Raw genomic sequence first — 26,974 nt, 5'->3', positions numbered from 1 at the left:
CTACGTTCTTATTTGGCTGGTTACCCAAACAGGTTGGGGCTGCCGCAATTGGGCGCCTTTCGCGTTGGGGGTGGCAATTGTTTAATTGCCGTTTTCAGATCAGAAATCCGCGTGTCGTGGGAAGGGTGTGTGGACAAAATTTCTGGCGGCGCACCTTTGGAGGCTTTTGCCATATTGCGCCAGAGTGCCACACTCTGGTTTGGATCAAAGCCCGCTTTATTCATCAACTGCACACCGATCAAATCTGATTCTGATTCATGGGTCCGGCTAAAGGGCAGTAACACACCCACGTTCACACCTAACCCTAAACCCGCCATGATCAAGTCAGCATTCTGCGAACCTGCCGCACCGAGCGCCACACTGGTGATTTGCAGGGCACTGTTTGCGGCCAGTGAGCTGGAAACGCGTTCACTGCCATGGTTCGCCATTACATGGCCGATTTCATGGCCAATCACGGAGGCGAGCTGGTCTTGCGTCCGGGCGACTTTCAACAGGCCGGTATAGACGCCGATTTTTCCGCCCGGCAAGGCAAAGGCATTCACCTGATCACTGTCGAACACTGCCACTTCCCACTTATCAAAGTCAGGCTGCGGTGGTGTTACCGCCAAAATGGCATCGGTCACGCACTGTACATATTGGATGGTCTTTTTGTCTGTGCTGATTTTCTCGTTCTTTTTCAGTTCAGAGAAAGACTGAGCGCCCAGCGTTGCCATTTCCGAACCTGACACCAAAATAAATTGGCTGCGTCCGGTTGGGGATGTGGTGCAACCCGCCACCAAGGCACTCAGCAGTGCGGCAGCAAGAATGGTTATTATCCTGTTGAGCTTCATTTAGTATCCTTTTAAGCCCTTTATCGTTTGGGGTGATATCTTAAAGTATTTACAGACGCAAATTAAACCATAAGACTTTCGAGACCTTCGTTATTCGCAGTATTGTCCCGTTGAGATAAATGGCGGTGGCGAAAGAAAGTGACAACAAAGATAATAGTTAAAAATCAGCAAAACGCCGTAAGGATCCATTGTGTCTATCTGGAAAAAACCGATCTCGCTGGAGCGTCTTAACGCCACCTCCAAAAACACCCTGGTTGAACATGTGGGGATTGAATATACCGCATTTGATGATAACAGCCTGACAGGTACCATGCCGGTGGAGGCGCGCACCCATCAACCCCTTGGGATGCTCCATGGCGGCGCGTCTGTCGTCCTTGCTGAAACCCTGGGGTCGCTGGCAGCCAATATGGCCGTGGAAGAAAATAAATATTGTGTCGGTCTGGATATTAATGCCAACCATATTCGTGCAATGCGCTCGGGTTTTGTTATCGGCACGGCGAAAGCGGTTCATCTGGGGGCAACAACTCAGGTATGGCAGATTGAGATCACCGATGAGCGTGGCCGGTTGGTGTGTACCAGTCGCCTGACCATGGCTGTACTCCAGCACAAAGGAAAATAACCATGGTGATCAGTATTCCCGGCGGTAAAGTGATTGCCACCGCACATGAGGTGATGGTGAAGCTTCTGGAAAACCGTATGACACTTCAGGCGCAAACTGACGACATTACTCTGCTTGGCGCACCGTGTATGCTGGTGGCCAACGGCGGGACAGTAAACTGGAGCCTGGGGTTGGGGTCAGAAGAAAACCTTAAAGCGGTTTCTGATGCAACGGGAATCGCTATCAAACGATAGAAGGACTTAAGATGAAGGGACTTATTACGCTGTTATTGATGGTGCTTGCCGGCAATGCGTAGGCAGGGAAAGCCGATGGGGCGGCAATCGGTTTAACGTGTCGTTAAAATAGCCAGAACAAAAGGAAAGCCCCCGCTGCAATGGCGGGGGCTTTTTATCTAAGGTCAACAGAACCTAGTATTCTGCAGTCACTTCGTAGCTGGTGAATTTGCGGATATTAATCACGCCAGTATCAAATATCAGGTACTGGCCTTTAATGCCTTGCAAAACCCCTGATACCACAGGGTTTTTGTCAAAATTCAGGGACGTGATTTTGGTTGGGAATGCCTCAACTGGATAACTGATATCAACAATGTCATGTTTTATTGGTTCAACAGCATCATAGCCGTATTGGAGGCGCAGGCTGTAAATCCGGGCATCAATTTGTGGCAACAGGCGACGAGCTTTCTCATGCAAATCCAGTTCAACGTTGTCACCTTTCAGCATTGCGCGCCAGTTGGTCTTGTCTGCCAGAAACTCCGCAATCGCAGTTTCAACCAAGCCAGATAAGTGGCGACTTTTAACTTTCAGGATTGGCAGAGCCTGAGTCGCGCCCTGATCGACCCAACGGGTTGGGATCTGATTGGCGCGGGTAATACCGACTTTCAGGCCAGAGGTGTTGGAAAGATATACCACGTGGTCAGTCATACAAAACTGCTCAGCCCATTCAGGCTCACGGCACGTCCCTTCGGTAAAATGGCAGGTCTCCGGCTTCAGGATACACATATCGCAACGTGCAAGGCGTTTCGTACAGGGGAAACAGTGTCCCTGGCTGAAGCTCTTGTTGGTTTTGGTACCGCAGGCATCGCAGTATATGTTGCCGGTATAGGTCAAGGTAAGGCGTTTTCCAATCAGTGCATTGAGGTCGATCTCAGCGTCACCAACGGGAAGAAAGTATTTCACGCCATTATCCAGCGTGCTTTTCATTTTGCTCAAAGTGCCAGTAGTCATTATGTTTTATTGTTGTCCTTCACGTGCCGGGATTCTACAACGAAAGGACAGTCACTAAAACCGTGTTTGCTGGCAGTAATACTTATTTGATTGTCACGATACCCTGATTGAGATCGTTGTACAGTGACACATTCAATACCAGCATATTGCGCTCAATGTCTTCACTGATTTCGTCAATAACATACAGATCGGCCTCATTATCAGTCAGCCTGTTTTCTGCCAAATTGACGATGTTTTCATTGATATCACCCGAAATGGTGACTTCTTCAACTTTTTCATAATGGCCATATGCCAACATAGTTGCGGGGACAAGCTCTGGCGCAGCATAGGTAGGCAGGGCGAAAAGAAGGGAAGCTGCAAGCAAAGGGGCTTTGAAGTATTCCATCATGATGGTATTCCGTCTTTGTCGTTTACCGCCATTATAGACAGGGCTTGTACCTATTGTGTCAGTAGAAAGTCAGCACAAAATGATCGCGGTGTTAAAAGGGGCGTTTTGTTTTACAGAACGTGATATGGATTCATTAAATCATAAATCAACCACTATCGGGCAGTGATCTGATAGTCGGTAAGTGGCAACAGCGTGGTAGGAATACTGATATTGTCTGGCTTGTGGCGGATTCAACGCTGACACCGCACCTTTGCTCGCGATGATGTGATCGATCAGTTTTTGGTATACCACGTGCTCCCAGCGCTTAGTGCGGTAATTGTATTTTCGGGCTTTACATTTAGCCGGTGTGCCTTTGGTCAGCTTTACCAGGTTGTCTTCACCCACGTCTAGGAGTAATTGCTTCCAGACCCACTCGTTTTTATCATTAAGGTAGTGGTTGAAATCACCGGCAATAATGAAGTCCTGACCGAGTTTGAGTCGGGCGTTTATCCAGACAGAAAGTGCTTCAATCTGGTGATCCAGTTTTTTACAGCTGTTATTCCGGCGGATTGGGGTCTCGAAGCAGCCGGATTTCAGGTGGATTGACAGCAAGTGCAAGGGCGGTTGGTTTTCCCTTTTCACCTCGATATACGCGCCATATCTCAAATTACCTCGGGAGAGAAATGTCGGTAAGCCCAGCGGTTGGTAGTCCTCGTGGTCAACCACCTTGATCCCTTTCTTTACTGCCCAGCCCGTAAACTGGTGACTGCGGCGGCTGTGGTTGAAATGTTTAGTGCGATCCGAAAAGTAAAAATCGTACGCCGTGGGATTGAGTACCTTGGACAGTGATGCTTCACTGTCAACTTCCTGAAATGCCACCAGATCTGCGTCAATGATCGATGAAACCGTCTGCATCATCAAGTAGTCATCCGTCGTTCGTTTGCCTTGTATCATGTCATTTTTGTCACTCAGCCATTCCATATTCCACGTCGCAATGGAAAGCGAAGCGTGTGCGGCTATTGCGTGAAAAAGAAAGAGCACAAAGACAACAATACCTAACCAGATCCTGGACGATCGGTTGAACATGGTTTGGCGACGTAGCACGTATGCTGAATTCATGAAATGACAGATAAGCGATTGTTCTTATGTTGGAAGCAAGAAAACTCAGGACTATCGAAAGCATAGTAGTGCATATGGTTTCTCGCTGTTTTTGCAAGGTGAAGATTTTGCGTTATCAGTAGCAATTTGGAGCGCTATTTTTTCATTTATTGAAGGTCGTCCACACTAATCGAATAGATAAAAATCGCATGCCCCCTAGCCATGATCTAAATCAAAGTATCAAAAGCATCTCAGCGGTCTAATGCACCACATATTGTAGTTTCAGCTTTAAATTCACCCATATTTGGTATTTCTTGACGCCATTCACATTTGTATGCAGGCCGTGAGGATCTTGCGCGATCCCTATTTGATATCGGTCAACTAACGTGAAATGGTGCGTTTTTTCGGGGTATCGCTGGCTACGTTTCCATACTTACCCAGACCATGAAACTGTGGTTGTTTCGTCTTTCTCTCCCTTGCACTGAATAGGGCCGTTTTTTGAGGAGCTACTTGTGAAACCTGTTGTCATCAAACGTGATGGAGGCCGCGTACCTTTCGAGCGCCAACGTATTAAAGATGCAGTTATGAGTGCGGCGTTTGCAGTAGAAGACATGGATGAAGCTTACGCAGCAGCCGTTGCAGATGGCGTCCTGGCGCAATTCATGCGCGATGAAGAGGTGGATATCCACCAGATTCAGGATGCCGTAGAAAACCATCTGATGGCCGGCCCTTACAAAGCTGTGGCGCGTGCATACATTGAATATCGCCACGACCGTGACAGTATTCGCGAGAAAAAAAGCCGTTTGAGCAACGAGATCCGGGGTTTGGTTGAACAAACCAATTCAGACATCCTCAATGAGAACGCAAACAAAGACAGTAAGGTGATCCCAACCCAGCGTGATTTGCTGGCCGGTATCGTCGCGAAACATTACGCCAAGCAGTATATGCTGCCGAAAAATGTCGTGCGTGCCCATGAGCAGGGTGACATTCACTATCACGATCTGGATTACGCACCGTTTTTCCCGATGTTCAACTGCATGTTGGTTGATCTTGAAAATATGCTGACCCACGGTTTCAAGATGGGGAATGCGGAAATCGATACCCCGAAATCAATCCAGACTGCCACCGCCGTTACTGCACAAATCATCGCGCAGGTAGCGAGCCATATTTACGGTGGCACCACCATCAACCGTATTGATGAAGTTCTGGCGCCGTATGTCGAAATCAGCTACGAAAAGCACCTGATGGTCGCACGCGAATGGGATATTCCCAATGCCGAAGCCTATGCCCGTGCTCGCACGGAAAAAGAGTGTTATGACGCATTCCAGTCGCTGGAATATGAAGTCAACACCCTGCACACCGCAAACGGACAAACCCCATTTGTGACGTTCGGTTTTGGTCTGGGTGAATCCTGGTCTGCGCGCCTTATTCAAGAATCCATTTTACGCAACCGTATTGCTGGCCTTGGCAAAAACCGCAAAACCGCCGTCTTCCCGAAACTGGTGTTTAGCCTGAAATCGGGCCTGAACCTGAAAGAAGGTGAGCCAAACTACGACATCAAACAGCTTGCGCTGGAATGTGCGTCCAAGCGCATGTATCCGGACATCCTGAACTTTGATCGTGTGGTTGAAGTGACAGGCTCGTTCAAAACGCCAATGGGCTGCCGTAGCTTCCTGTCTGCATACGAAGAAAACGGTAAGCTTATCCATGAAGGCCGCAACAACCTTGGTGTGGTGTCAATCAACCTGCCGCGCATTGCCATTCGTGCCAATGGGTGTGAAAAAACCTTCTACAAACTGCTGGACGACGTGCTGGCTGTAGCACGTGAGGGCCTGGATACCCGCATTGCCCGTCTGCAGGGTGTGAAAGCGCGTGTTGCACCAATCCTGTATATGGAAGGGGCATGCGGCGTTCGCCTGAACCCGGACGATGATATTAGCGAAATCTTTAAAAACGGCCGCGCGTCGATTTCCCTTGGTTACATCGGTATTCATGAAACCATCAATGCGCTTTATGGCACCGAAGAACATGTTTACGACTCAGAAGTTCTTCGCGAGAAAGCGTTGAATATCGTTAAACACCTGAAAGCCGCAACAGACAGCTGGAAAGAAGAAACTGGCTACGGCTTCAGCCTGTACAGCACGCCAAGTGAAAACCTGTGTAGCCGTTTTTGCAAAATTGATGCAAAAGAGTTTGGTGTGATTGATGGGGTAACTGATAAAGGGTACTACACCAACAGTTTCCACCTTGATGTAGAAAAGAAAGTGAATCCGTACGACAAGATTGATTTTGAGATGGCGTATCCTGCGATCGCAAACGGCGGATTTATCTGTTACGGCGAATACCCGAATATCCAACACAACATTGAAGCGCTCGAAAACGTGTGGGATTACAGCTACGAGCGTGTGCCTTACTACGGGACTAACACGCCGATTGACGAATGCTATGAATGCGGTTTCACCGGCGAATTTGACTGCTCAAGTAAAGGCTTTGTGTGTCCACGCTGTGGCAACCACGACTCGACCAAAGTCTCTGTTACCCGTCGCGTATGCGGATATCTGGGCAGCCCAGACGCGCGCCCGTTCAACGACGGGAAGCAAGAAGAGGTGAAACGCCGCGTTAAGCATATGTAAGTGAATAAAAATGAACTACCACCAATATTATCCTGTCGATGTGGTTAATGGTGAAGGGACACGCTGCACCCTGTTTGTCTCAGGGTGTGAGCACCAGTGCCGGGGGTGTTATAACCAAAGCACTTGGTCGCCTTCATCTGGTGAGCCGTTTGATCAGCAGATGGAAGATCGCATTATTGCCGATCTGAAAGACACCCGTATCAAACGGCGTGGATTGTCGCTCAGTGGCGGCGATCCTTTATTTCCTGCGAACTTGCCCAGTGTGTTGAAACTGGTCCAGCGTGTAAAAGCAGAATGCCAAGGCAAAGATATCTGGATGTGGACGGGTTATACGCTGGCGAACCTGAGCGAGGCACAACAGGAAGTGGTGTCATACATCGATGTGCTGGTAGATGGAAAGTTTGAGCAGGCATTGGCCGATCCCTCGCTTCCCTGGCGAGGAAGCACCAATCAGGTTATCCACCGTTTGACGTCACATTAACAAACGCCTTCCGATCATTTAATATGCTTCACCAACGCCGCTTAATTGCGGCGTTGTTCTATCATTATCATCCTTGGGTGAGTTAACATTCGACAAACCTAAGCAGGGTAGTTAAGAACGATTGTAAACCTACATTGTCAACGCCTTTGAATTTGCTTTAACTACAAGGACACCGCAATGAAACAGCGTATTGCAGCCTTCTTCTTATGTATTGTTCTCAGTCCATTCTCCTTAGCCGCCTCCAACGAGGTCGACCAAGACTATGATCGCCTCTCTGATGGCAAATTGGTCATGGGTGAAAAAGAGTGGGTGAGGGTAGACATCATTGATGTGGTTGCCAAGGCTCGTGTCGATACTGGCGCAACAACGTCTTCAATCAGTGCCATCGACATCAAGAAGTTTGAACGAGATGGCGAAGATTGGGTGCGTTTCCGTTTGGCGCATGACAATAAAAAGAGTGACATAATCAGGCTTCCTGTTGTCCGGACCGTGCGTATCATCCAATCCAGTGTACAAGGGTACGATCGCCGTTATGTGGTTGAGATGCCTATCACTATTGGCGACTATACCCAGAAAACCGAGTTTACTCTGCGCGACAGGCTTCACCTGGATTTCCCGGTGCTTCTCGGTCGCACGTATCTGGATGGAGTCGCAGTAGTCGATGTCAGCCGAAAATATGTGCAGTCAAAGCCAGAAAAACTCAGAAAGTAAACCTCACTTGACGGCTTTACAGCAAAAAGCGCAACAGCATTTCTGTTGCGCTTTTTTAGTTGCGTGGCGCTGAACTTTTAGTAATGTAACCTAACTAGAAAACAGATATCGCCGTTTAATAAGGAAGTTATCGCATGTTAGATTTGCTCTCTCCTGCACAACAGGATCCTATCTTGTCCCTTTCTATTGCTTTTCGCGAAGACCCGCGCGCCGACAAAATGGATCTTGGTATCGGTGTGTACAAAGACAGCAAGGGCCAAACGCCGATTATGCAGGCAGTAAAAGCCGCGCAACGCCAACTGGCTGACACCCAAACCACTAAAAGCTATGTTGGCCTTGCGGGCAGTGAGGCCTTCAACAGCGCGATGGTCGACCTGCTGCTGAAAGGCACGGATGGATACTCACGCAGTGCAGCGGTTCAAACGCCGGGGGCAAGCGGTGCATTACGAATGCTGGCAGATCTGATGTATCTGGCCAAGCCCATTTCCACGGTATGGATAAGCAACCCAAGCTATGTCAATCATAAGCCTGTTATGGAAGCCGCAGGGCTGACCGTCAAGTTTTATCCGTACTTCAATACTGAAACCAAACAGGTTGATGCTGACGCCATGCTGGATGCTCTTGCTGGTGCAGGCCCGGATGATGTGGTCTTGTTACACGGTTGCTGCCATAACCCAACCGGTGCGGATATCCGTCCTGAACATTGGCAGGCTATCAATCAACTGGCGCAGAAAAAGGGGTTCACTCCGTTTGTCGATATTGCCTATCAGGGCTTTGGGGATGGGTTGGAAGAGGATGCCTATGGCCTTCGCCTGCTGGCAGACTCGGTGGAAGAAATGTTAATTGCAACGTCTTGCTCGAAAAACTTTGGTTTGTACCGTGAACGTACAGGTGCCGCGATTGTGATCGGAAAAAACACCCAGGAAGCAGACAATGCCAAAGGTCGTATCCTCCAGTTAGCCCGTGCGACCTACACCATGCCACCTGATCATGGTGCCGCCATTGTGGAAACGATCCTGACCAGTGACGATCTCACCAAACAATGGAAAGAGGAACTTGATGCCATGCGTGGTCGTATCGTGACCTTGCGTGAAGGGTTAAGTGCGGCACTGGCAGCACGCACTGGCGACAACCGTTTTGATTTTATCAAACAACACAAAGGCATGTTCTCTATGTTGGGGCTGACCCAAGAACAAGTTTGCAAATTACGTGAAACGTTTGGCATCTACGTTGTGGGTGACAGCCGCATTAATGTGGCAGGCCTGACTGAGTCACGTATTAACTATTTGGCAGATGCATTAATGGCCGTCACCAGATAGACAAATGACCTGAAGATGATTGAATTTAGAGGTTGGTTGCTTGGGTCAATAGCCTGAAATAAAGAAAGAAGCCAGCAGTTGCTGGCTTCTTTTATTCTATACAGAAATGTATTTTATTCCTAAGTATATTTAAATAGCTTGGAATATTTAATTTCGATTTATTTTTCTCTAAATACTAAGTTGACATTCACAGGCACTGTATCAGAAATAGCGATATTTCCAACGGTTTCAGCAACTTTCTTAAGATTTTCCGCGGGGATGCCGAATGTAGCACCATTAATAATGACAGGTTTATAAGTGAATGCGAATATATCATCCTCTGATTTAATAATATTCATATTCAACGTCACATCTTGGGTGTTCCCAAACAAGGTTACTTTGGCTGGAATGGCTTGCTGTAACAGTGCATTGGCTTTGTCCAAATCGGCCATAGAAACGGTGCCTTCCACGCTTAACATTGGGAAATTTTTCGTTTCAAAGAAAAGGTCGTTTAGACGTTCGTCGCGGATAGGAATACCTGTGGATAATGAAGAGAATGGGACAGTAATGCTAAAATGCCCCGTTTCATCAACATTTCCTTTAATACTACTGAGTGTTGCTGGTTCTACAATATACGATTTTTTGATGGTAGCGAAACTGATCGAAGACGCATCAGAATCTACGATATATTTATTTGCAGCAAAAGAAAGTGAAGGTATTAAAGTGAATGCTAAAATAACCGAAGATGTAGAAAGCTTCATTTTACTTTTCCTTGTTTTGTACTGTTTTTAAATATCGTACCTGAGCACTTAACACATGTACAATGCTTTATTTTGATTATGGTGTGTTGAGATTTTGATTGAGAGTAAATATGTTTTACATGGGTCATAATTAAAACAAAAGGGATAACGTGTTTATTTGAGTTTGTCCCAATAAATAGACATGATAATAGTGATGACGCAAAGAAATGGATTCTGTTACTATGTGATATTGAACTTAATCTGGTAGTAGCTCAATGAAAATACATCGAATTAATCCGACAAACCGCTGGTCAGATGTCACCGTATTCAATGGCATTGCACACTTCGTTGAAGTACCTGAAAGTGATCTGAATGCAGATATCAAAGGTCAGACTGAGCAGGTTCTGGCACAGGCAGAAGAAATGCTGGCGAGTGTTGGATCAGATAAAACCCGTATCCTGTCTGTGACAATCTACATCACGGATTTTGATAACCTGCCAGCGCTGAATGCAGTGTGGGATAACTGGTTTGAGCCTGGCACAGCACCAAGTCGCGCGTGTGTGAAAGCGGAGTTGGCTGATCCGGATTATCTGGTTGAGATGGCTTTTGTTGCTGCTGCCGGAGAAGAATTTCAGTAAATATTTCCTGTAAAAGACCTCGTCTGTTGTGAGGCATTTGAGCTTCAAAACGAGACAAAGATGGCTATCTGTGTCTCGTTTTGGTAATGGAAAGGGTTGTTAAATTAGACGTGCATAACTCAACTTCATGTTGTTTGATGAGATGGGTATACATGAAGTACGAATAAGATACACTTTATTCAAACGTATTCAGTTGCATATAGGGAAAACATGCTCTGGCACAAAGTCGAAAACCAACTCAAGCTTCATGACATCAGTCTTATCGTAGGTCCAAACCGGTCAGGTAAAACCAAATTTCTCGTTGAACAGTACGGCGACACACCGTTTACTGTTGATATTGCCAAGGCCAAGCTTGCGTATTGCGGCGGTGACACCACGATTACAGAAGTAGAATGGAAGGCTATCTATGAGCGTGACTGCCCGTTTATCGCAGTTGATGATGCCCACCTGCTGAAGACCAGTGATCTGTTAAAACTGGTCGATGTTGCTGTTGAAACCAGTAAACGTCTCTATATGTCCTGCAATGAAAATATTGTTACCCACTTACCCGCACTGTTGACGCATATCAGAGGCTACAATCTCTCCGTGGTAAAATTGGAAAAGCTGACCACAACGGAAGTCTGTGCTTGGGTGTTAGGTGAGTTTGGGTAGGCCTTCACTTTACTCCCCCCCAGCTTTCTTCTTCAATTTTGGCAAATGCCAGCGAAGCCCTTTGCAATGCGGGTAAGAAATGCAAAGCCTGTTCTGCTTTCAGGCGCATGATTGGTGCTTGGATAGCGACAGCCAGGTTCGATCTTCCACGTTTTGAAGGAACCAAGACTGCAACACATAGCAAGCCGGGCAGGAATTCTTCATTGTCGATGGCATAACCACACATTCTGACGTTTTCCAATTCTTTTTCCAAAGACGGAATATCAGTAATGGTTTTCTCGGTGAAGGCTGTCATGTCTGAATTGCCTAGAAGCCTGCGGCGTTGTGACGGTGTCATGTTTGCCAAAAATAGCTTGCCCGTTGCTGAGCAATGTACCGGTACCCGCGAGCCTGGGTGTAAATGGAAACGCAGCGGTGCTTCTGTTTCAACGCGGTCAACATAAATCACCTCCCCGCCAGACAGGGAAGTGAGATTACAGCTTTCCCCAACTTCATCCCGCAACTGGCTTAGCACTTGATGTCTGGCGCTATGGGTTGTTGAATTTAACAGCACATTCTCTGCCAAATGACGCAATCTTGCCCCTTTGCCATAATGGCGTTCATCACCATCACGCTGGATGATGCCTGCGCTTTCCAACTGTTGGAGCATTCGGTGCAATGAAGGTTTTGGGATACTGGTTTCTTCGGTAAGATCTTGAAGTGAAAAAAACGCATCTTTTTGGGCAATGAGTTCCAACAAAGAAAATAAGCGCAGAGTCGGCGTGTCGCCGTCCACAACCGTAGTGTTAGATTTATTCTGGTTTTTCATGGCTATACCTTCCTTATATACCTGCATGTATATCAGAATTCTTGAAAATGACAACAAATCATCTTGGAAAATGAAATTTAGCGCTCTGTATTTGCAGATAACCCGGTGTCTGTAAATCGGGCAGTTGTTGTTGCAACATTTCTTTCAATGGTGTTTTGTTTCCGGTCTCTTCCTTACCGATGCACTGATAAGTGCAATGATGTCGTTGAACGTTGTGCTATCGGGGTGAAAATCGTTATCCAGGGTTAAGCTAAGCGGGTAGAAGCGGCTGAGATCCACGCCGACACCGATTGCTGCAATGCTGTCTCCCCGTTTTTCCCTGCTGGCGATCACCTGTTTGAGGTGATTGTCCAGATAGGCGTCACCGTTGGCTAGATGGGTTGCTGTATCCATTGGACTGCCATCAGATAGGACCAGCAAGATACGTTTTGATGTGTCTGATTGCTGTAACCTTGAACATGCCCATTCGATGGCTTCGCCATCGATACCTTCACGGAAAATGTCTCCTTTCATCAGCGCTGCGATATGTCTGGAGCCTTGCCGCCAATCTATCGCGGTATCTTTAAAAATGAGATGGCAAATCTCATTCATTCTGCCGGGCATCGGCGTTTGGGCTGTCGTAAGCCATTGTTTATAAGGACGGCCACCATGCCATGTATTGGTGGTATATCCCAGCACTTCTGTACTCACACCTCCGAGGCCGAGTACCCTGATCAATCCATCGACAAGATGGATGATGTTTTCAATGTGTTGCCTCATGGAGCCGGAACAGTCAATCAATATCGACACTGCGCAATCGGGTTTGTTAATGAAACGTTCTTTGACGAAAACACGCCTCTCCATAGGAGACGAGACGACCTGGGTAAGACGGCTTCCGTCGATATGTCCTTCTTCTTCATCGAATTGCCACCCATCCCGTGTTGGTTGACTTAAACAGAGTAACAGCCGCCGGGCCATTTCCCGCACATTAAGCCCCAGATGGTTAAAGCGTTTATCAAGATATGCACGGAATGCTTCCAGCTGCGCTTTTCTGATCAAGGTACACGCATCGATCTCAGTATCAAATTCACGATTAAATACCTGGTAAGAGCGGGAATTCGTCTCAAATGACGAATTGTTTTCACCATGGGTTGATGCGCCAGAGTTGTCAGTCTCGATATCGGTGCTGAGTAACAGGGGAAAGGCGTTGAATCGTTGTTGTGTTTTTTCGTCTTTCCCATCATTCCACTCACTCTCCTTGATCATTTTTGATATTTTCTCGGACAGCATTAAAGCAAAGGAAGCATAGTTTTTTTGAGATGCGGTATGACGGCGAAGACCAGAAAGTTCAGCGCCAATATCGGATACGATCCCGGCGCGTGTGGCTTCGATGATATTTTCAATCTCTGAGTCGATCGGTGTTGAAAAAAGGCGTGATCGGACGGTTTGGATCACCGTAAACAACAGAATGCCGAGTCTGGATTCAGTAAGGTTTTCATGCAGTACCTGTTGACTCCAGGTGTCAAACCGGTAGCGAAGATTTTCCCGTACACCCAGTTGATGGCTTTGGCCATACAGGGCTTCGGTGCGGTATTGTTCCAGCAAATCAAAGAGCATGCGTGCGATAGGATCGACTGGCATTGCTGATTGATGGACGTTTACATCACTCAGCAGAAGGCGTGCAGAAATGGCATCGGCACGCCCACGAAGCGCCTGAATATCATCGCAAAAGTCATGGGGCTGAAGGTGGGAGGCTGCTATCGGTATAAAAATATGCCCTTGGTAAAGATGTTCTCCCCGGAACCTGAGATCAGGATTGCCGGTCTCGGAGCGAATGGTTGCCAGTGTCAGCTCGCGCCTGTGCTGCTCAGCGCGGGTGAAAAGTGGTGGTTCGCTGAGGATGCTTTTTTTCATTTTTCCGTGCCAGTCAGTGAAACAGCGTCATCCAGCGCCTCTTCGTTGAAGCAGCGTTGATAGAGCTCGTTAATTAATGGCCACTCGGCTTCGTCACATTTGTTGAGAAAAGTGAGGCGAAACGCAACCTTGGGATCGGTGAATATTTCACAATTCTCTGCCCAGGTGATCACCGTTCGTGGAGACATCAGCGTAGAGATATCGCCGGTTGAAAAGGAGCTGCGTGTCAGGTTGGCGATTTCGACCATTTGGGCAACGAGTTGTCGCCCCCGTTCTGTGTTTTTAGAGGGAACACGCGCAAGGACAATATCGGCTTCGGTTTCCGGTGCCAGGTAATTAAGCGTGACAACAAGGTTCCATCGGTCAATCTGGGCTTGGTTTAACACCTGAGTGCCATGGTACAAGCCCTGCAAATTCCCCAAACCCACCGTGTTGGCTGTTGCAAAGAGTCGGAATGACGGGTGCGGTTCGATTACCCGGTTTTTATCCGTCAAGACAAGCTTTCCTTCTTTCTCAAGCAAACGCTGAATAACAAACATGACATCAGGCCTGCCCGCATCGTACTCATCGAGGATCAGAGCAATAGGACGGGTGGCTGACCAAGGCAAAATGCCATCTTGAAATTCTGTCAACTGTTTGTTGTCACGGACGACAAGGGTGTCTTTGCCTACCAGGTCCAGCCTGCTGATGTGCCCATCCAGGTTAACTCTCATACAAGGCCAGTTTAGCCGGGCTGCAACCTGCTCTATGTGGGTGGATTTGCCCGTGCCGTGAAGCCCTTGAACCAGAGTCCGCCGGTTGTATGTGAAACCAGCAAGGATAGCCATGGTGACGTCGGGGTTGAATACGTATTCAGGATCGATTTTAGGCACCAGCTCATTACCTGCTGAGAATGCTGGAACTCGTAAGCGGGTATCGATACCAAATACTTCCCTGGCCGACACCAGTATATCTGGTCCTTGTTGTGATGTTGTCTGCATCTTTCCTCCTTGAGTTCGCCTTTCAGCGATGGGTTCTCGATAGTGAGATTTTTAATATCGTTTGTTTCGCTATTTGAAATTTTTATTGATTAATCATTCATACAGTACTAGCTTAATTTTACATTCTAAAATATGAAATATTTAATTCCATTATATGAAATATAGCAAGGAGGCTTTATGAGCGAATCAACGATGCGCACCGTTGTTGAAGGTCCAACCAAGATGACGCCATCAGAAGCATTTGTGGAAACACTGGTCGCAAACAATGTCACAACGATGTTCGGCATCATGGGGTCGGCGTTTATGGATGCTATGGACATCTTTGCCCCGGCCGGAATTGAAATGATCCCTGTGGTTCATGAACAGGGGGCGGCGCACATGGCAGATGGTTACTCGCGTGTGTCAGGCAACCATGGTGTGGTGATTGGCCAGAATGGCCCGGGGATCAGCAACTGTGTTACTGCCATTGCCGCGGCATATTGGGCTCACAGCCCTGTGGTGATGATCACACCGGAAACCGGCACCATGACAATGGGGCTGGGAGGGTTTCAGGAATGTAACCAGCTGCCGATGTTTCAGGAGTTCACCAAATACCAAGGGCACGTTACCCATCCAGCAAGAATGGCCGAATACACTGGGCGTTGCTTTGATCGGGCGATGAGTGAAATGGGCCCGACACAACTTAATATCCCGCGCGATTACTTCTATGGCGAAATTACCTGTGAAATTCCAAAACCTGCCCGTCTGGACAGGGGGCCCGGTGGTGAAAACAGCCTGAATCAGGCTGCTGATATCCTTGCTGACGCCAGGTTTCCCGTGATCATTTCCGGCGGTGGTGTCGTGATGGCCGATGCAGTTGAAGAATGTAAAGCGCTGGCAGAACGCTTGGGCGCGCCAGTCGTTAACAGCTATCTGCACAATGATTCCTTTCCCGCTTCTCATCCGCAATGGTGTGGCCCATTGGGTTATCAAGGCTCAAAAGCCGCGATGAAACTGATATCGCAAGCAGATGTCGTGGTTGCCCTGGGTTCCCGTCTTGGACCGTTTGGTACCTTGCCACAGCACGGCCTCGATTACTGGCCAACAAACGCCAAAATCATCCAGATTGACGCCGACAACAAAATGCTGGGTTTGGTGAAGAAAATATCCGTCGGTATCTGCGGTGATGCAAAAGCAGCTGCCGTTGCACTGACCGAACGTTTAAACCATCGAGAACTCGCTTGTGACGCTAACAAAGAAGCGCGTCTTGAGATCATGAAGCGGGAAAAAGACGCGTGGGAGCAAGAGCTGAACGACTGGACCCACGAAAGGGATGCTTTCAGTCTGGATGTGATTGAACACAATGCTACGGAAACGCCTTTTTCCGGTGGTGAATACCTTCATCCCCGTCAGGTGCTCCGTGAGCTTGAAAAAGCCATGCCTGAAGATGTCATGGTCTCTACCGACATTGGCAACATCAATTCCATCGCCAACAGCTACCTGAGATTTGAAAAACCGCGCAGCTTCTTTGCGGCGATGAGTTTCGGTAATTGCGGGTATGCGTTCCCGACCATTATTGGAGCCAAGAAGGCGGCTCCTCACAGACCGGCCATTTCCTACGCCGGTGATGGCGCCTGGGGAATGAGTATGGTCGAAACCATGACCTGTGTCCGCCATAACATTCCGGTGACCGCGGTGGTGTTCCATAACCGTCAGTGGGGCGCAGAGAAAAAGAATCAGGTTGATTTTTATAACCGCCGGTTTGTAGCAGGTGAGCTGGACAACCAGAGCTTTGCCGGTATTGCCCGCGCCATGGGTGCAGAGGGTGTAACGGTTGATCGGCTGGAGGACGTTGGTCCGGCGCTGAAAACGGCAATCGACAGGCAAATGAACGAAGGAATAACAACCGTGATTGAAATTATGTGTACACAGGAATTGGGAGACCCTTTCCGTCGTGACGCACTTTCAACGCCGGTCCGCTTCCTTGATAAATACAAAGACTACGTTTAACCGGACGTCGTATTGGCGACAGTGCTGACGGATTCCATTCATGAAACCAGTAAAGGGCGGGTGTTTAGCCCGTCAGTCAAGAAAAGGAGCTTCAACGTGAATAACCCGATGACTCAAGCAAATTCAGGTGCTATCACCAAAGACGCTTTAGATGCATTTTCTAACGCGTGGAATGACCACGATGTTGATGCACTGATGACATTTATGACGGAAGACTGTGTTTTTCATACTGCGGCAGGTAACGAGCTTCAGGGGACCACGATATCGGGGTTTGATGCCGTCCGTGATGCGTTTGAGCAGGTGTGGAAAAACTTCCCGGATGTGTGTTGGAAAGATCCTGAGCACACGGTGTTATCCGGGGACAAAGCGATCACGGAATCAACATTTTGTGCAACAAAACCAGATGGTAGCAGGATTGAGGCCCGCATGGTGGATGTGTTCACTGTCCGTGACGGTAAGATAGCGGTGAAAAATGCGTTCCGCAAAGACAGGCCCGCGCTGGTGGTTTGATGTTATTGGCATGCTTTTCGCCATCGTTGAAATAGGGTCGTAATACGTATTCAGGGAGCAATCAAATGGGATCTGTCACTCAAAAGATATCCGGAGCCGAACAAGGATTTTCCCGTACCGCGACAGCCGCGTCTGATGCCTATGATCCCACCTACGATCCATTAGTGCATTCCACGCCGGGAAAAGGCCGGGATTACGCGCCTTCTTACTGGATTGGGACAGCAGGTCCTCCTCCGCAAGACGATGGGCCTTTGCCCGGTGATACGGATGCCGATGTTGTCATTGTAGGGTCGGGATTTACCGGGCTCTCCGCAGCCATTTTTCTGGCGCAGAACTACGGCATTCGCGCAACGGTTTTAGAAGCAAACCGCACCAGCTGGGGGTGTAGCACCCGCAATGGCGGTCAGGCCCAGTGTGCGTCAGGTCGTCTAAAACGATCGCAATGGATAGAACGGTGGGGATTGGACACGGCACTTCGCATGCACCAAGAATGTGTTGAAGGCATGGAAAATTTTAAGTCGCTGATCAAAGACATCGATTGTGAACCCCAGCCCGGCGGACACCTTTATATTGCCCACCGTGCGAAGATGATGCCCGGATTGGAGAAGGAAGCCCGCCTACTTCGTGAAACCTTCAGTTATGACGCCCAGATCTTTGACGCGCAGACAGTCAAAGAAAAGTATGTCAATGATAGGGAAGCGGCGGGTGCCTTGCATGAGCCAGAAGGGATTGGCATACATGCAGGTAAGTTGGCCTTTGGCTATCTGAAAAAAGCACGGGCTTTAGGGGTGAAGGTGCATCCCGCCACACCCGTCACCGGATGGGAAACACGAAAGGGCGTCCATTACCTACAAACGCCACACGGTACAGTAAAAGCCCAGGCTGTTGGACTTGCGACGGGCGGATATACGTCCCAGACACTCCATGCGCAACTGAAAAACCGTCTGTTGCCCATCCTGTCAAATTCCATGGTGACACGGCCCCTGACACCCACAGAGTTGGAAGCGTGTAATTTTAAGACCACACAAATCATCACTGATACCCGGGTATTGCGGCACTATTACCGGCTGCTTCCTGATAACCGGTTGCAGATTGGCTCGCGCAGCGCCATTACCGGCATCGATGCACCCAAACAAAAGTATGAGGATAAGTTGTATGCGGATATGGTCCGCAAGTTTCCCGCCCTAACAGGTATCGGTATTGATTATTCCTGGTGGGGATGGGTGGATGTCAGCCACGACATGATGCCCAGAATTTTCCAGCCGGATACCTCAGAAAGCCTCTATTACGCATTGGGGTATGGCGGTAACGGGGTGATGTATTCCGCACAGGCAGGAAAGCGGCTGGCACAATGGATAGCGGGTGACACCCGGGATCTGAACCTGCCTATTTTCCAGTCAAGATTACCGTATCCCAATGTCAGAGAAGTGATTGAATCGGCGTATTTTGCGCCATTTCGACGCCTTGGACAGCGTTTTCTGTACCGGTGGTATCACCTGAAAGATGAGGTGCTTTAGCTGTCAACAACCGGCGTTCAAGTGCCAAATTGAACACTGCGTTCCCAACTTAAACGATCCGTAATTTCAGGTAGTTTGGGTATACAGAGCCTCCGTTTGAAGTGGCCAGGACGCAATATATTGACATTCAACGTAACGTTTTTGCCCCTTTGTTAGGTGGCTGACACCCGAGGAAAGTGAGAATTAACACATTAAGTTAAGAGGTTAACATCATGAAATGTATTCGAAACAATGTCCTCGCAATTGTCACGGCTTTTTGCATGGTGCTTATGGCTCCGGGTTTATCGGCACAGACATTTAAAATAGCACTGGGTGATGCTGCCGGTGGCACGCAGTGGGAACTGGGTAAAACGTTTGCTGAAAAGCTCAGTGAAAAAACGGGGGGAAAAGCCAAGGTTGACCTTTTTCCCAATGGGCAGTTGGGTACTGAACAAGATACGGTGAACAATGCGGCGATTGGCTTGCTCGACTTTTCTGTGTTGGCGATTAACAACGTGACGCCGTTTTCTCCAACTGTCGGTTTGCTGACGCTTCCTTATGTGATTCAGTCGGCGGAAGAGGCAAAACTGCTGACACAGGGGGATATCGGAAAAGAGCTGGTCGAGAACACCATCCGGGATGCGGGGGTCAGAATTATCGGATGGGCCTATTCAGGGTTTCGCGTCCTGACCAATTCCAAACGTCCAGTCAAAACCCCTGACGATCTCAAGGGGCTGGTTATCCGGGTGCCCCGCAATGAAATCATGATTGCGTCTTATCAGGCGCTCGGGATCAACCCAACGCCCATGGCGTGGTCAGAGACATTTACTGGCCTACAACAAGGCGTGGTTGATGGACAGGACAATCCCTACATCACTATTTCTGCTATGAAGTTCAATGAAGTGCAAAAGTACGTGACGAATCTCCGTTACATCTTCTCGATGGAGCCTCTGATCATCAGCGAGTCGGTGTTCCAGGCTCAGTCACCTGACATGCAAAAGGCCATTCTGGAAGCCGGTCATGACGCGACGGCACATAGCTTTGCGTTTCTCCACAACACGGAAGCACGGATTAAGAAAGAGCTGGTCGCCAAGGGAATGGAAATCGTTGAGCCGGCGGATAATGAGAAAGCGTGGATTGACAGTGTAACCAAGGTCGTTTGGCCCAAATTTTACAGCAGCATTGGGGGCAAAGAGAAACTGGATAACGCACTAAAACAACTGGGCCGGTAACTGACCTGTCAATCGGGTGTATAGGAGCGCCCGGTTGACATAGCGATCATCTGACTTTTAGACCCTGAACGTTGAGAGTAAGAGCATGCCCATCATGTCCAAAATACGCAGTCACCTTAACAGAAGTGAAGAATACATCTGCTGCTTATTTTTGGCGATATTTGTGACGCTGTTGTTTACACAAATTATTGTCAGGCAGTTTTTCCAATACTCCATTCCCTGGGGAGATGAAGTCGCGACGTACCTGTTTGTTTGGTTTACTTACTTTGGCGCTGTGGTTGCGGCGAAGATGTCTGCCCATAACCGGGTCAGTTTTCACTTCAACTATTTTCCCCCTATGGTGAAAACGGTTTGTGAAACCCTCGCCGATCTGCTCTGGATCGCATTCAACATGTACTTTGTTTATCTCAGCTACGACTTTGTTTTCAACAAAATGAACCTGTTTTGGAAATCCCAAACGACTGGAATTCCAATGAAGTATATCTACTTGATCCTACCCATCGCATTTTTGCTTATGTCGATAAGAATTCTATGGAACGTTGTCGATCGCATAAAAGGGATTGAGCACGATGATCCTGAGGTTGAAGAGTTACGGAAGCTCAGCAAAAACAAGTGACGATCCTAAGCTGCCATAAGGTTCACAGGGATATCATTGAGAGAAAGGACGCGAAGTTATGGAAGCCTATTTAACGCTTATTTTATTCGGTGGTTTTTTCATTCTTCTGGTGCTCGGTGCGCCCATCACTGTCTCGTTAGCTGGCGCCTCGATGGCGGCATACCTTATATTAGACAAAAATCCCATTGCGCTGGTGCAGATAGCGTTTACTTCTGTGGGAAATTTTCCGTTGATGGCGTTGCCGTCATTTGTGCTGGCGGGTGCGTTAATGGAAGCATCTGGTATATCACGCCGCCTGGTGGATATTGCTGAAAACATGGCGGGCCCGGTGACCGGAGGGCTGGGAGCGGCGACGGTGTTTGCTTGTCTTTTCTTTGGCGCGATATCGGGCTCGGGTCCGGCAACCACTGCTGCTGTGGGGATGTTGATGATACCCGCCATGGTAAGACGTGAATATGAACCCAGTTACGCCTCAGCCGTGACCGCGGCGAGCGGGGGGCTTGGGATCATTATTCCACCCTCTATTCCTATTGTGATTTTCGGTATTTCCGCGATGGGATTGAGGGCACCGCCAGAGGCCATCTCCTTGCATGGCGAATTTGATTCTGTCTCCATTCCCAAGCTGTTTATCGCAGGTGTGATCCCCGGATTGATCATGGCATCTACCCTCATTTTTACCAATTACTGCATCTCGAAACGTCGAGGCTATAAAGGGCTGGTGGAAACCTGGTCATTGCCCGACATTCACCATTCTTTGCGCCGAGGGGTATGGTCTATTCTTGCACCTTTTTTAATATTGGGCGGTATTTACAGCGGCATTTTCACACCCACAGAGTCCGCTGTGGTGGCTATTTTCTATTCGCTGTTTGTTGGTTTTTTTCTGCATAGAGAACTGAAGGTTAAAAATGTCTTAAAGTCCCTGACAACGACGACATGGATTACCGGACGGGTTCTGCTCATTCTTTTTGCGGCCACGGTATTTGGCCGTCTTCTCATTGAGCAGCGAATACCGGTTCATGTCGCTGATGCCCTGTTGGGCGTGACAGACAATATGTATCTGGTTTGGGCGCTGACCATCATGCTACTGCTTTTTATCGGGATGTTTATGGAGACACTGGCAGCCATCATGATCATCGTTCCCGTTTTACTGCCGATTATGTATATGTTGGGAGCCGATCCCACGCATGTTGGCATCGTTGTGGTGTGTACGTTATCCATTGGCTTTGCCACGCCCCCTTTAGGGGAAAATATTTTTGTCGCTTCCGGGATAGGTGGGTCGAGTGTTGAGCAGATCACGTCACGCATTCATCCCTTCGTTGTTGCATCTGTGCTCGGTGTTTTTGTGATTGCTTTCTTCCCGCCGCTGACTCTGTGGCTTCCCTCATTGGTAGGTTCATAAGGCAGCTTTGACGGATGGCTCCTCTGCGCCAACAAATATGTCAAACCCCGCATTCGCGGGGCTTTGCAATCGTAATCTCAGAGCCTCCATGCCCGGGTCTCACTCAGCGTTTATTCTTTAAATATCGCTTACGGCGCTCTTCTTTGTGTCTGGCTTTTTCTTCCGCCTTACGCGCCGCAGCTTCTTCCACTTCTATCAGTTCCTGGCTGATCATCGCTGGGTGCTCAAGGGTGATAAGACCCAATGCGCCGTTTCGAAGGTCATTAATGAGGATTTCGGATGCTTTATGCAGATCAATACGGCCGCCTGAACGCAAACAGCCGCGCTTCTCGCCAATGGCTTCCATCAGTTCCACTTCGGTTTCTGGCAGCTCTTCAATGTTGTAGCGCTTTTTCAGCAGCTCTGGATACGCTTTTGCCAGGTATTCCACGGTGTAAAACGCGACTTCATCGTATTCCATGGCGGTGTCTTTTACCGCACCGGTTGCGGCAAGGCGGAACCCACTGTGGGGGTTTTCCACTTTCGGCCACAGGATCCCTGGGGTATCTGACAGTACAACGCCGTTTTGCAGGTTAATGCGCTGCTGTTGGCGTGTCACCGCCGGCTGGTTACCGGTTTTTGCCACAACACGGCCAGCTAATGTATTGATAATGGTGGATTTCCCCACGTTTGGGATGCCCATGATCATGGTGCGAATATTTTTACCTATCTCCTCGCGGTGCGGGGCAAGCTTGCGGCAAAGATCCATGATTTTGTTCACTTCGCTGGCGTGCTCTGTAGTAATGGCCATGGCTTTAACACCTTGTTCTTTTTCAAGATGTTCCAGCCAAAGAACCGTCATTTCCGGATCGGCCAAATCGCGCTTATTCAGTACTTTAATAACGGGTTTGTCTTTACGGATGCGGCGAATCATCGGGTTTTCGCTACTGAAAGGAATGCGCGCATCCAATACCTCAATGATCACGTCAATCTTGGGTATCACTTCTTCAATTTCTTTACGCGCTTTGTGCATGTGGCCCGGGAACCACTGGATGGAGTTGTTAATCATGTGAATGATTGCCTTTGTAATTCGGTATATACGCCGTTTTTAGGCCAATGAGCCCCGACGAAAAGTGGTCGGGGATTTTAGCACTTAACCGGGGTGAACGAAAAATTAACTCGAGGAAGGCAGACAAAGCGTTCAGTGGTTGTCCAGTTAAGGTGAAAAAGGCCAATTGTCACTCAACTTTCAAGAGCGGGCCACGCTTTGATGGGTTTTCGGCAAAGAAGTCTTCAAGACGTTGCGGCATACCGAGGTGGAAACCCTGGAAATAGTTGATATGCAGGGTACGCATGGCGTTATATTCTTCCTGATTTTCAATCCCTTCAACCAAAACTTCTGCATTCACTTCTTCGGCAAGGGCAATAGCTCTAAGCATGGCCTTTTCGTCACCTTGCATGTATTGCTGCATCAGAGAGCGATCGATTTTTATCAGGCTAGGTCGTATCATTCGGACACGCATTTCTACAGATCCGGCAACGCCATAATCATCAATGGCAATCTGGAATCCATTGTTGATGGATTGCGTCGTCGCAGCAGACAGCGAAACAGCATCAGAATGTAAGTGCTCCACCACTTCCAGCACCACATGATGGCGTTGAATCCCCAGCTCGGCGAGGCGTCTTAGCATCAGATTCTGATTTGAAAAGGTTTCAATAGAGGCCACCGCGGAAGAAGGTAACATATTAAGGAAAATGGAGTGGTTGCCAGCATATGTACAGAAGTTGCGCAGATGAATGACGCGGGCGAGTTTATCAATGCTGACCTGGTCGACATAACCAGGATCGTTTTGTTCAAGATACCGGAAAATGTAGTCGGGGTTGACAGGCACGCCGTCGAGTGTTTTCACCCGCACCAACGCTTCGAAACCTAATACTGTACCATTCGCCCGGTAAATGGGTTGATAAACACTGCGAAACTCCAATCCATTGAAGACCCCCATTACATCACCATTGGTGTCAAACTGTAGGCATGCTTCGAATTCTGATTGTGTTTTTAAGTGCTTAACCACGACGACCTTACCTCTTAATCACTAAAAACCATGTTACGCGAATGGTTGTTTGGGACAACCAAACTATCCTCCAAAGAGTAGATTATTGTGATCTTGTCCGAGGGCCTGTAATGACTGGGCAAACGGTTGGTAATCACTTCACATCATAACGTTGGAAAACGCTGGTATTGATGTCTCACCACGGTAGTACATGCCTCAATATACAGTGTATGCGTAAATGACGAGACAGCAACCTGCAACAAATGAGAAAACGCAACTTTCTGATCTCTAAGTCACTTTATTCCCTTTTGCTACCTATTCTATGAGTAATTAGCTGGGTTGCATTGTCTCATGTTTGAGATAAAAATGTTGATGTAAAATAATTGTTACAACCATGAGCTCTGTTATGCGGCATCGGGAGTTTTCGCCCGTCTGGCAAAAGGCTATCGTCAAATAGGGACGAAACAGGGAGCCGTAGCGATGAAAACGCATCAATACGAATCGAAACCGCTGGATAAAGATGGGCAGATCAACTGGACAGATGAAGAACATGAGGTGTGGAGCCGGCTGGTTTCCCGCCAACTGGGTTGCATTGAAGGGAAGGCGTGCCGCGAATATTTCGATGGCCTGAAGCTACTTGGGTTGCCAACAGACCATGCACCACAAATTCCGGATATTAACCGCGTGTTGGGTGAAACAACGGGCTGGCAACTGGAACCGGTTCCAGCCTTGATTGATTTCGACCATTTCTTTTCGCTGCTGGCGTCGAAGCGTTTTCCTGTCGCCACATTCTTGCGCACTGCGGAAGACGTTGACTATTTGCAGGAGCCAGATTTCTTTCATGAAATCTTTGGTCACTGCGCCATGTTGACGCATCCGGCCTTCGCGTCTTTTACACAACACTACGGCAAGCTTGGTGTGAACGCATTGAAAGCCGATCGCGTATATTTGGCAAGGTTGTATTGGTTTACGGTCGAATTCGGCCTGATTCAAAATGATGCAGGATTGTCGATTTATGGCGGAGGCATTTTATCTTCTCCGGCAGAAACGGAATATGCTTTCAGCAGCGACGAACCCATCCGTAAAAAACTCGAGGTGGTGGATGTTATGCGCACCCCATATCGCATTGATATCCTCCAGCCCATCTACTTTTATTTAAGTGCACTAGATGAATTGTATGAACTGGAAAAGCTGGATTTACTGGCTTGCGTGAACAGAGCCAAAATGCTTGGGTTACACGCGCCGCTTTATCCGCAAAAACTGGCGCAATAGGGAGACTCAAATGAAACAACTGACTGAACTGCAATGTGAAGCGTGCCGTGAAGGTGCACCGCGTGTTGATGGGGATGAAGCGGCTGGCCTGTTAACCACCTTGCCGGATTGGCAATTGATGGAAGTCGATGGCATTGATCAACTTCAGCGGGTGTACAAATTCCGCAACTTTAAACTGGCGTGGGCATTTGCGGACAAAGTAGCTGAACTGGCAGAAGCAGAAGGGCACCATCCGGCCATTCTTCTAGAGTGGGGCAGTTGCACCGTCACCTGGTGGACGCACAAAATTAAAGGTCTGCACAAGAACGATTTTATCTGTGCCGCGAAAACGGATGTGCTGTTTGAAGACTGATTAACACCCCTATAAATTCCCCCTGACCAAAAGGGGGTATTCCAATTACGCCCGCTTTACCTGCTGATTCCCACCATTGATAGTTTGATATTCGAGGCGGTTGGTTGTGACGTTGTCTGTATTTCGATTGCTGGTTTAAATTGCGATGACACCGAAATGGGCAATGTCATTCGTTATACCGCAATCAGTCATCTTGCCTTTTCATAGCCTTATGGTAAACATCGCTACGTTCGCGTTTTCCGACTGCTAAGACGGTGACAACGATGACATCGTCTTCAACTTTGTAGACGAGGCGGTAACCCGATTGACGCAACTTAATTTTATACATGTTGTCAACGCCAGAAAGCTTTGAAGCTGGAACATGCGGATTTTCCAGGCGTTCAATTAGCTTCTTCTTAAACTGTTGTTGCAGCGTTGAACCAAGCTTTTTCCACTCTTTGAGCGCGCTCTTTTTAAAGCTGAGTTTATAGGTCATCAATATTTACCGAAATACTCTCTTCAGATTCACGCTCTTTAGCAATTGCAAGCAGCTCAAGATCTTCGAGTTTGTCCATCATCATTTCGTACGCTTCGGCAGGTACGCAATAAAATGCTGGTTCATTTCGGTTTAGTACAGCAACAGGTTCGCCATAAGCACTGGTTGCAACTTTCATAGGGTTAGCTTTCAATTCTGTAATGCTTGCAGCCACATCGGCTAAAATTCTAGCGGTCATATAATGGGTCTCTTAAATGGTCTCTATACTGGTCATTTTATCCTCAGCCAAGCGGTATAACAAGTTGCTTAAGAGTAATTCTCAACGCGTGGCATGTTTACTCTGTGTTGGTTTACTTCCTCCTATCTGGCTGCACGATGCCTCGTAGTAGTGCATTGATAAAGCAGTGACTAAAATGGTGCGCTTGTTTGGCTTTCATGCACCAGTTCAAGGCAGGCGACTCTCGGACACTCTCTTTTTTAGCATCTACTGTTCTGTATAAAACCTTTATAAATTCAGTTTTTACAATCTATTTGCGAGGCAAATCTCTTTTTTGGCAGGCCTCTTGCTCTGGGTATGGGAGGTACTCAAAAGGAGCTTTGCAATGAATGGGAAGAGGTTTGCATTATATTGGG

General features: G+C 48.1%; 28 protein-coding genes. 16 read left to right on the top strand and 12 right to left on the bottom strand.

Translation table 11 applies throughout. The features are described from left to right. Positions 1-20: 20 nt before the first annotated feature. Positions 21-830, bottom strand: coding sequence for a M48 family metallopeptidase (locus tag VHA_RS05850; RefSeq protein ID WP_005502703.1), 810 nt, complete (start codon positions 828-830; stop codon positions 21-23). Positions 831-1,020: 190 nt separating this feature from the next. On the opposite strand from VHA_RS05850, the gene VHA_RS05845 reads away from it, so the two are divergent. Both VHA_RS05845 and VHA_RS05840 read left to right on the top strand, forming a co-directional pair. Beyond that, positions 1,021-1,449 carry a hotdog fold thioesterase gene (locus VHA_RS05845; RefSeq protein ID WP_005502702.1) on the top strand — a complete coding sequence of 143 codons (429 nt, stop codon included), beginning with the start codon at positions 1,021-1,023 and terminating at the stop codon, positions 1,447-1,449. 2 nt (positions 1,450-1,451) lie between these two features. Next, positions 1,452-1,682: a DUF3389 family protein gene (locus tag VHA_RS05840; RefSeq protein ID WP_005502701.1), complete on the top strand. Its 231-nt coding sequence runs from the start codon at positions 1,452-1,454 to the stop codon at positions 1,680-1,682. A gap of 174 nt (positions 1,683-1,856) precedes the next feature. On the opposite strand, the gene VHA_RS05835 is transcribed toward VHA_RS05840, so the two are convergent. The 3 genes from VHA_RS05835 to VHA_RS05825 all read right to left on the bottom strand — a co-directional run bounded on the left by VHA_RS05835 (position 1,857) and on the right by VHA_RS05825 (position 4,158). After that, positions 1,857-2,672, bottom strand: coding sequence for a DUF2797 domain-containing protein (locus VHA_RS05835; RefSeq protein WP_040528297.1), 816 nt, complete (start codon positions 2,670-2,672; stop codon positions 1,857-1,859). A gap of 82 nt (positions 2,673-2,754) precedes the next feature. Beyond that, the gene (locus tag VHA_RS05830) at positions 2,755-3,060 is read right to left on the bottom strand and encodes a hypothetical protein (protein ID WP_005502699.1); all 306 of its coding nucleotides are present in this window, start codon (positions 3,058-3,060) and stop codon (positions 2,755-2,757) included. Between the two features lie 138 nt (positions 3,061-3,198). Then, on the bottom strand, positions 3,199-4,158 hold the full coding sequence (locus VHA_RS05825; RefSeq protein ID WP_226926504.1) for an endonuclease/exonuclease/phosphatase family protein: 960 nt from the start codon (positions 4,156-4,158) through the stop codon (positions 3,199-3,201). 491 nt (positions 4,159-4,649) lie between these two features. Here VHA_RS05825 and nrdD point away from each other — a divergent pair, with 491 nt between their 5' ends. From nrdD to VHA_RS05805, 4 genes are all read left to right on the top strand, one after another. Then, positions 4,650-6,770, top strand: coding sequence for an anaerobic ribonucleoside-triphosphate reductase (gene nrdD / locus VHA_RS05820; protein ID WP_005502696.1), 2,121 nt, complete (start codon positions 4,650-4,652; stop codon positions 6,768-6,770). Between the two features lie 10 nt (positions 6,771-6,780). Further along, on the top strand, positions 6,781-7,251 hold the full coding sequence (gene nrdG, locus VHA_RS05815) for an anaerobic ribonucleoside-triphosphate reductase-activating protein (protein WP_005502695.1): 471 nt from the start codon (positions 6,781-6,783) through the stop codon (positions 7,249-7,251). A 177-nt stretch (positions 7,252-7,428) separates the two neighbouring features. Then, positions 7,429-7,962, top strand: a complete 534-nt coding sequence (locus VHA_RS05810) for an ATP-dependent zinc protease family protein (protein WP_005502694.1) — start codon at positions 7,429-7,431, stop codon at positions 7,960-7,962. 134 nt (positions 7,963-8,096) lie between these two features. Further along, complete coding sequence (locus VHA_RS05805) at positions 8,097-9,281, top strand: amino acid aminotransferase (RefSeq protein ID WP_005502693.1); 1,185 nt, start codon at positions 8,097-8,099, stop codon at positions 9,279-9,281. Positions 9,282-9,439: 158 nt separating this feature from the next. Here VHA_RS05805 and VHA_RS05800 read toward each other — a convergent pair whose 3' ends face one another. Continuing rightward, the gene (locus VHA_RS05800) at positions 9,440-10,021 is read right to left on the bottom strand and encodes a YceI family protein (RefSeq protein ID WP_040528294.1); all 582 of its coding nucleotides are present in this window, start codon (positions 10,019-10,021) and stop codon (positions 9,440-9,442) included. 254 nt (positions 10,022-10,275) lie between these two features. Between VHA_RS05800 and VHA_RS05795 the strand changes: the two genes are divergently transcribed. Further along, positions 10,276-10,638 carry a RidA family protein gene (locus VHA_RS05795; RefSeq protein WP_005502690.1) on the top strand — a complete coding sequence of 121 codons (363 nt, stop codon included), beginning with the start codon at positions 10,276-10,278 and terminating at the stop codon, positions 10,636-10,638. Between the two features lie 210 nt (positions 10,639-10,848). After that, positions 10,849-11,289, top strand: a complete 441-nt coding sequence (locus tag VHA_RS05790) for a hypothetical protein (RefSeq protein WP_005502689.1) — start codon at positions 10,849-10,851, stop codon at positions 11,287-11,289. Positions 11,290-11,293: 4 nt separating this feature from the next. On the opposite strand, the gene VHA_RS05785 is transcribed toward VHA_RS05790, so the two are convergent. The 3 genes from VHA_RS05785 to VHA_RS05775 form a co-directional block, all read right to left on the bottom strand. Beyond that, on the bottom strand, positions 11,294-12,097 hold the full coding sequence (locus tag VHA_RS05785; RefSeq protein ID WP_005502687.1) for an IclR family transcriptional regulator: 804 nt from the start codon (positions 12,095-12,097) through the stop codon (positions 11,294-11,296). A gap of 144 nt (positions 12,098-12,241) precedes the next feature. Beyond that, entirely contained in the window at positions 12,242-13,990 is a 1,749-nt protein-coding gene (locus VHA_RS05780) for a cobaltochelatase CobT-related protein (protein WP_005502685.1), read from the bottom strand. Continuing rightward, positions 13,987-14,970, bottom strand: a complete 984-nt coding sequence (locus VHA_RS05775; RefSeq protein WP_005502683.1) for an AAA family ATPase — start codon at positions 14,968-14,970, stop codon at positions 13,987-13,989. The genes VHA_RS05780 and VHA_RS05775 overlap by 4 nt, the downstream gene beginning before the upstream one ends. Before the next feature lie 177 nt (positions 14,971-15,147). Here VHA_RS05775 and xsc point away from each other — a divergent pair, with 177 nt between their 5' ends. From xsc to VHA_RS05745, 6 genes are all read left to right on the top strand, one after another. Continuing rightward, positions 15,148-16,959 (top strand): sulfoacetaldehyde acetyltransferase, encoded by a 1,812-nt coding sequence (gene xsc, locus VHA_RS05770; RefSeq protein WP_005502681.1) that lies wholly within the window; start codon positions 15,148-15,150, stop codon positions 16,957-16,959. Positions 16,960-17,067: 108 nt separating this feature from the next. Further along, a complete protein-coding gene (locus VHA_RS05765; RefSeq protein WP_172465042.1) occupies positions 17,068-17,469 on the top strand; it encodes a nuclear transport factor 2 family protein in 402 nt (133 codons plus the stop codon). Between the two features lie 65 nt (positions 17,470-17,534). Further along, positions 17,535-18,986, top strand: coding sequence for an NAD(P)/FAD-dependent oxidoreductase (locus VHA_RS05760; RefSeq protein ID WP_005502677.1), 1,452 nt, complete (start codon positions 17,535-17,537; stop codon positions 18,984-18,986). 212 nt (positions 18,987-19,198) lie between these two features. After that, complete coding sequence (locus VHA_RS05755) at positions 19,199-20,197, top strand: TRAP transporter substrate-binding protein (RefSeq protein ID WP_040528292.1); 999 nt, start codon at positions 19,199-19,201, stop codon at positions 20,195-20,197. 85 nt (positions 20,198-20,282) lie between these two features. After that, the gene (locus tag VHA_RS05750) at positions 20,283-20,813 is read left to right on the top strand and encodes a TRAP transporter small permease (RefSeq protein WP_040528289.1); all 531 of its coding nucleotides are present in this window, start codon (positions 20,283-20,285) and stop codon (positions 20,811-20,813) included. Between the two features lie 58 nt (positions 20,814-20,871). Beyond that, positions 20,872-22,212: a TRAP transporter large permease gene (locus VHA_RS05745; protein ID WP_005502672.1), complete on the top strand. Its 1,341-nt coding sequence runs from the start codon at positions 20,872-20,874 to the stop codon at positions 22,210-22,212. Between the two features lie 103 nt (positions 22,213-22,315). Here the strand turns inward: VHA_RS05745 and ylqF are convergent, their stop codons facing one another. After that, positions 22,316-23,260, bottom strand: a complete 945-nt coding sequence (ylqF, locus tag VHA_RS05740; protein WP_005502670.1) for a ribosome biogenesis GTPase YlqF — start codon at positions 23,258-23,260, stop codon at positions 22,316-22,318. A 169-nt stretch (positions 23,261-23,429) separates the two neighbouring features. Continuing rightward, entirely contained in the window at positions 23,430-24,263 is an 834-nt protein-coding gene (locus tag VHA_RS05735; RefSeq protein ID WP_005502668.1) for an EAL domain-containing protein, read from the bottom strand. A 459-nt stretch (positions 24,264-24,722) separates the two neighbouring features. Between VHA_RS05735 and phhA the strand changes: the two genes are divergently transcribed. Both phhA and VHA_RS05725 read left to right on the top strand, forming a co-directional pair. Continuing rightward, positions 24,723-25,514, top strand: a complete 792-nt coding sequence (gene phhA, locus VHA_RS05730) for a phenylalanine 4-monooxygenase (protein ID WP_005502667.1) — start codon at positions 24,723-24,725, stop codon at positions 25,512-25,514. 10 nt (positions 25,515-25,524) lie between these two features. Beyond that, positions 25,525-25,866 carry a 4a-hydroxytetrahydrobiopterin dehydratase gene (locus VHA_RS05725; protein WP_005502665.1) on the top strand — a complete coding sequence of 114 codons (342 nt, stop codon included), beginning with the start codon at positions 25,525-25,527 and terminating at the stop codon, positions 25,864-25,866. A gap of 184 nt (positions 25,867-26,050) precedes the next feature. Here VHA_RS05725 and VHA_RS05720 read toward each other — a convergent pair whose 3' ends face one another. Both VHA_RS05720 and VHA_RS05715 read right to left on the bottom strand, forming a co-directional pair. Beyond that, positions 26,051-26,341, bottom strand: a complete 291-nt coding sequence (locus tag VHA_RS05720; protein ID WP_005502664.1) for a type II toxin-antitoxin system RelE family toxin — start codon at positions 26,339-26,341, stop codon at positions 26,051-26,053. Further along, positions 26,331-26,579 (bottom strand): type II toxin-antitoxin system Phd/YefM family antitoxin, encoded by a 249-nt coding sequence (locus tag VHA_RS05715; RefSeq protein ID WP_040528287.1) that lies wholly within the window; start codon positions 26,577-26,579, stop codon positions 26,331-26,333. The genes VHA_RS05720 and VHA_RS05715 overlap by 11 nt, the downstream gene beginning before the upstream one ends. Positions 26,580-26,974: the final 395 nt, after the last annotated feature.

This window comes from Grimontia hollisae CIP 101886 (assembly GCF_000176515.1).
GTDB lineage: Bacteria > Pseudomonadota > Gammaproteobacteria > Enterobacterales > Vibrionaceae > Enterovibrio > Enterovibrio hollisae.
The sequence above is the reverse complement of the archived record's forward strand: the minus strand, read 5'-3'. Positions and strand labels throughout refer to the sequence as shown.

Bases quoted from the DNA above. Each gene is read 5' to 3' on its own strand.
- VHA_RS05850 (WP_005502703.1), bottom strand. From the start codon at position 830: ATGAAGCTCAACAGGATAATAACCATTCTTGCTGCCGCACTGCTGAGT.
- VHA_RS05840 (WP_005502701.1), top strand. From the start codon at position 1,452: ATGGTGATCAGTATTCCCGGCGGTAAAGTGATTGCCACCGCACATGAG.
- VHA_RS05835 (WP_040528297.1), bottom strand. From the start codon at position 2,672: ATGACTACTGGCACTTTGAGCAAAATGAAAAGCACGCTGGATAATGGC.
- VHA_RS05830 (WP_005502699.1), bottom strand. From the start codon at position 3,060: ATGATGGAATACTTCAAAGCCCCTTTGCTTGCAGCTTCCCTTCTTTTC.
- VHA_RS05825 (WP_226926504.1), bottom strand. From the start codon at position 4,158: ATGAATTCAGCATACGTGCTACGTCGCCAAACCATGTTCAACCGATCG.
- nrdG (WP_005502695.1), top strand. From the start codon at position 6,781: ATGAACTACCACCAATATTATCCTGTCGATGTGGTTAATGGTGAAGGG.
- VHA_RS05810 (WP_005502694.1), top strand. From the start codon at position 7,429: ATGAAACAGCGTATTGCAGCCTTCTTCTTATGTATTGTTCTCAGTCCA.
- VHA_RS05805 (WP_005502693.1), top strand. From the start codon at position 8,097: ATGTTAGATTTGCTCTCTCCTGCACAACAGGATCCTATCTTGTCCCTT.
- VHA_RS05800 (WP_040528294.1), bottom strand. From the start codon at position 10,021: ATGAAGCTTTCTACATCTTCGGTTATTTTAGCATTCACTTTAATACCT.
- VHA_RS05795 (WP_005502690.1), top strand. From the start codon at position 10,276: ATGAAAATACATCGAATTAATCCGACAAACCGCTGGTCAGATGTCACC.
- VHA_RS05790 (WP_005502689.1), top strand. From the start codon at position 10,849: ATGCTCTGGCACAAAGTCGAAAACCAACTCAAGCTTCATGACATCAGT.
- VHA_RS05785 (WP_005502687.1), bottom strand. From the start codon at position 12,097: ATGAAAAACCAGAATAAATCTAACACTACGGTTGTGGACGGCGACACG.
- VHA_RS05780 (WP_005502685.1), bottom strand. From the start codon at position 13,990: ATGAAAAAAAGCATCCTCAGCGAACCACCACTTTTCACCCGCGCTGAG.
- VHA_RS05775 (WP_005502683.1), bottom strand. From the start codon at position 14,970: ATGCAGACAACATCACAACAAGGACCAGATATACTGGTGTCGGCCAGG.
- xsc (WP_005502681.1), top strand. From the start codon at position 15,148: ATGAGCGAATCAACGATGCGCACCGTTGTTGAAGGTCCAACCAAGATG.
- VHA_RS05765 (WP_172465042.1), top strand. From the start codon at position 17,068: ATGACTCAAGCAAATTCAGGTGCTATCACCAAAGACGCTTTAGATGCA.
- VHA_RS05760 (WP_005502677.1), top strand. From the start codon at position 17,535: ATGGGATCTGTCACTCAAAAGATATCCGGAGCCGAACAAGGATTTTCC.
- VHA_RS05755 (WP_040528292.1), top strand. From the start codon at position 19,199: ATGAAATGTATTCGAAACAATGTCCTCGCAATTGTCACGGCTTTTTGC.
- VHA_RS05750 (WP_040528289.1), top strand. From the start codon at position 20,283: ATGCCCATCATGTCCAAAATACGCAGTCACCTTAACAGAAGTGAAGAA.
- VHA_RS05745 (WP_005502672.1), top strand. From the start codon at position 20,872: ATGGAAGCCTATTTAACGCTTATTTTATTCGGTGGTTTTTTCATTCTT.
- ylqF (WP_005502670.1), bottom strand. From the start codon at position 23,260: ATGATTAACAACTCCATCCAGTGGTTCCCGGGCCACATGCACAAAGCG.
- phhA (WP_005502667.1), top strand. From the start codon at position 24,723: ATGAAAACGCATCAATACGAATCGAAACCGCTGGATAAAGATGGGCAG.
- VHA_RS05725 (WP_005502665.1), top strand. From the start codon at position 25,525: ATGAAACAACTGACTGAACTGCAATGTGAAGCGTGCCGTGAAGGTGCA.
- VHA_RS05720 (WP_005502664.1), bottom strand. From the start codon at position 26,341: ATGACCTATAAACTCAGCTTTAAAAAGAGCGCGCTCAAAGAGTGGAAA.
- VHA_RS05715 (WP_040528287.1), bottom strand. From the start codon at position 26,579: ATGACCGCTAGAATTTTAGCCGATGTGGCTGCAAGCATTACAGAATTG.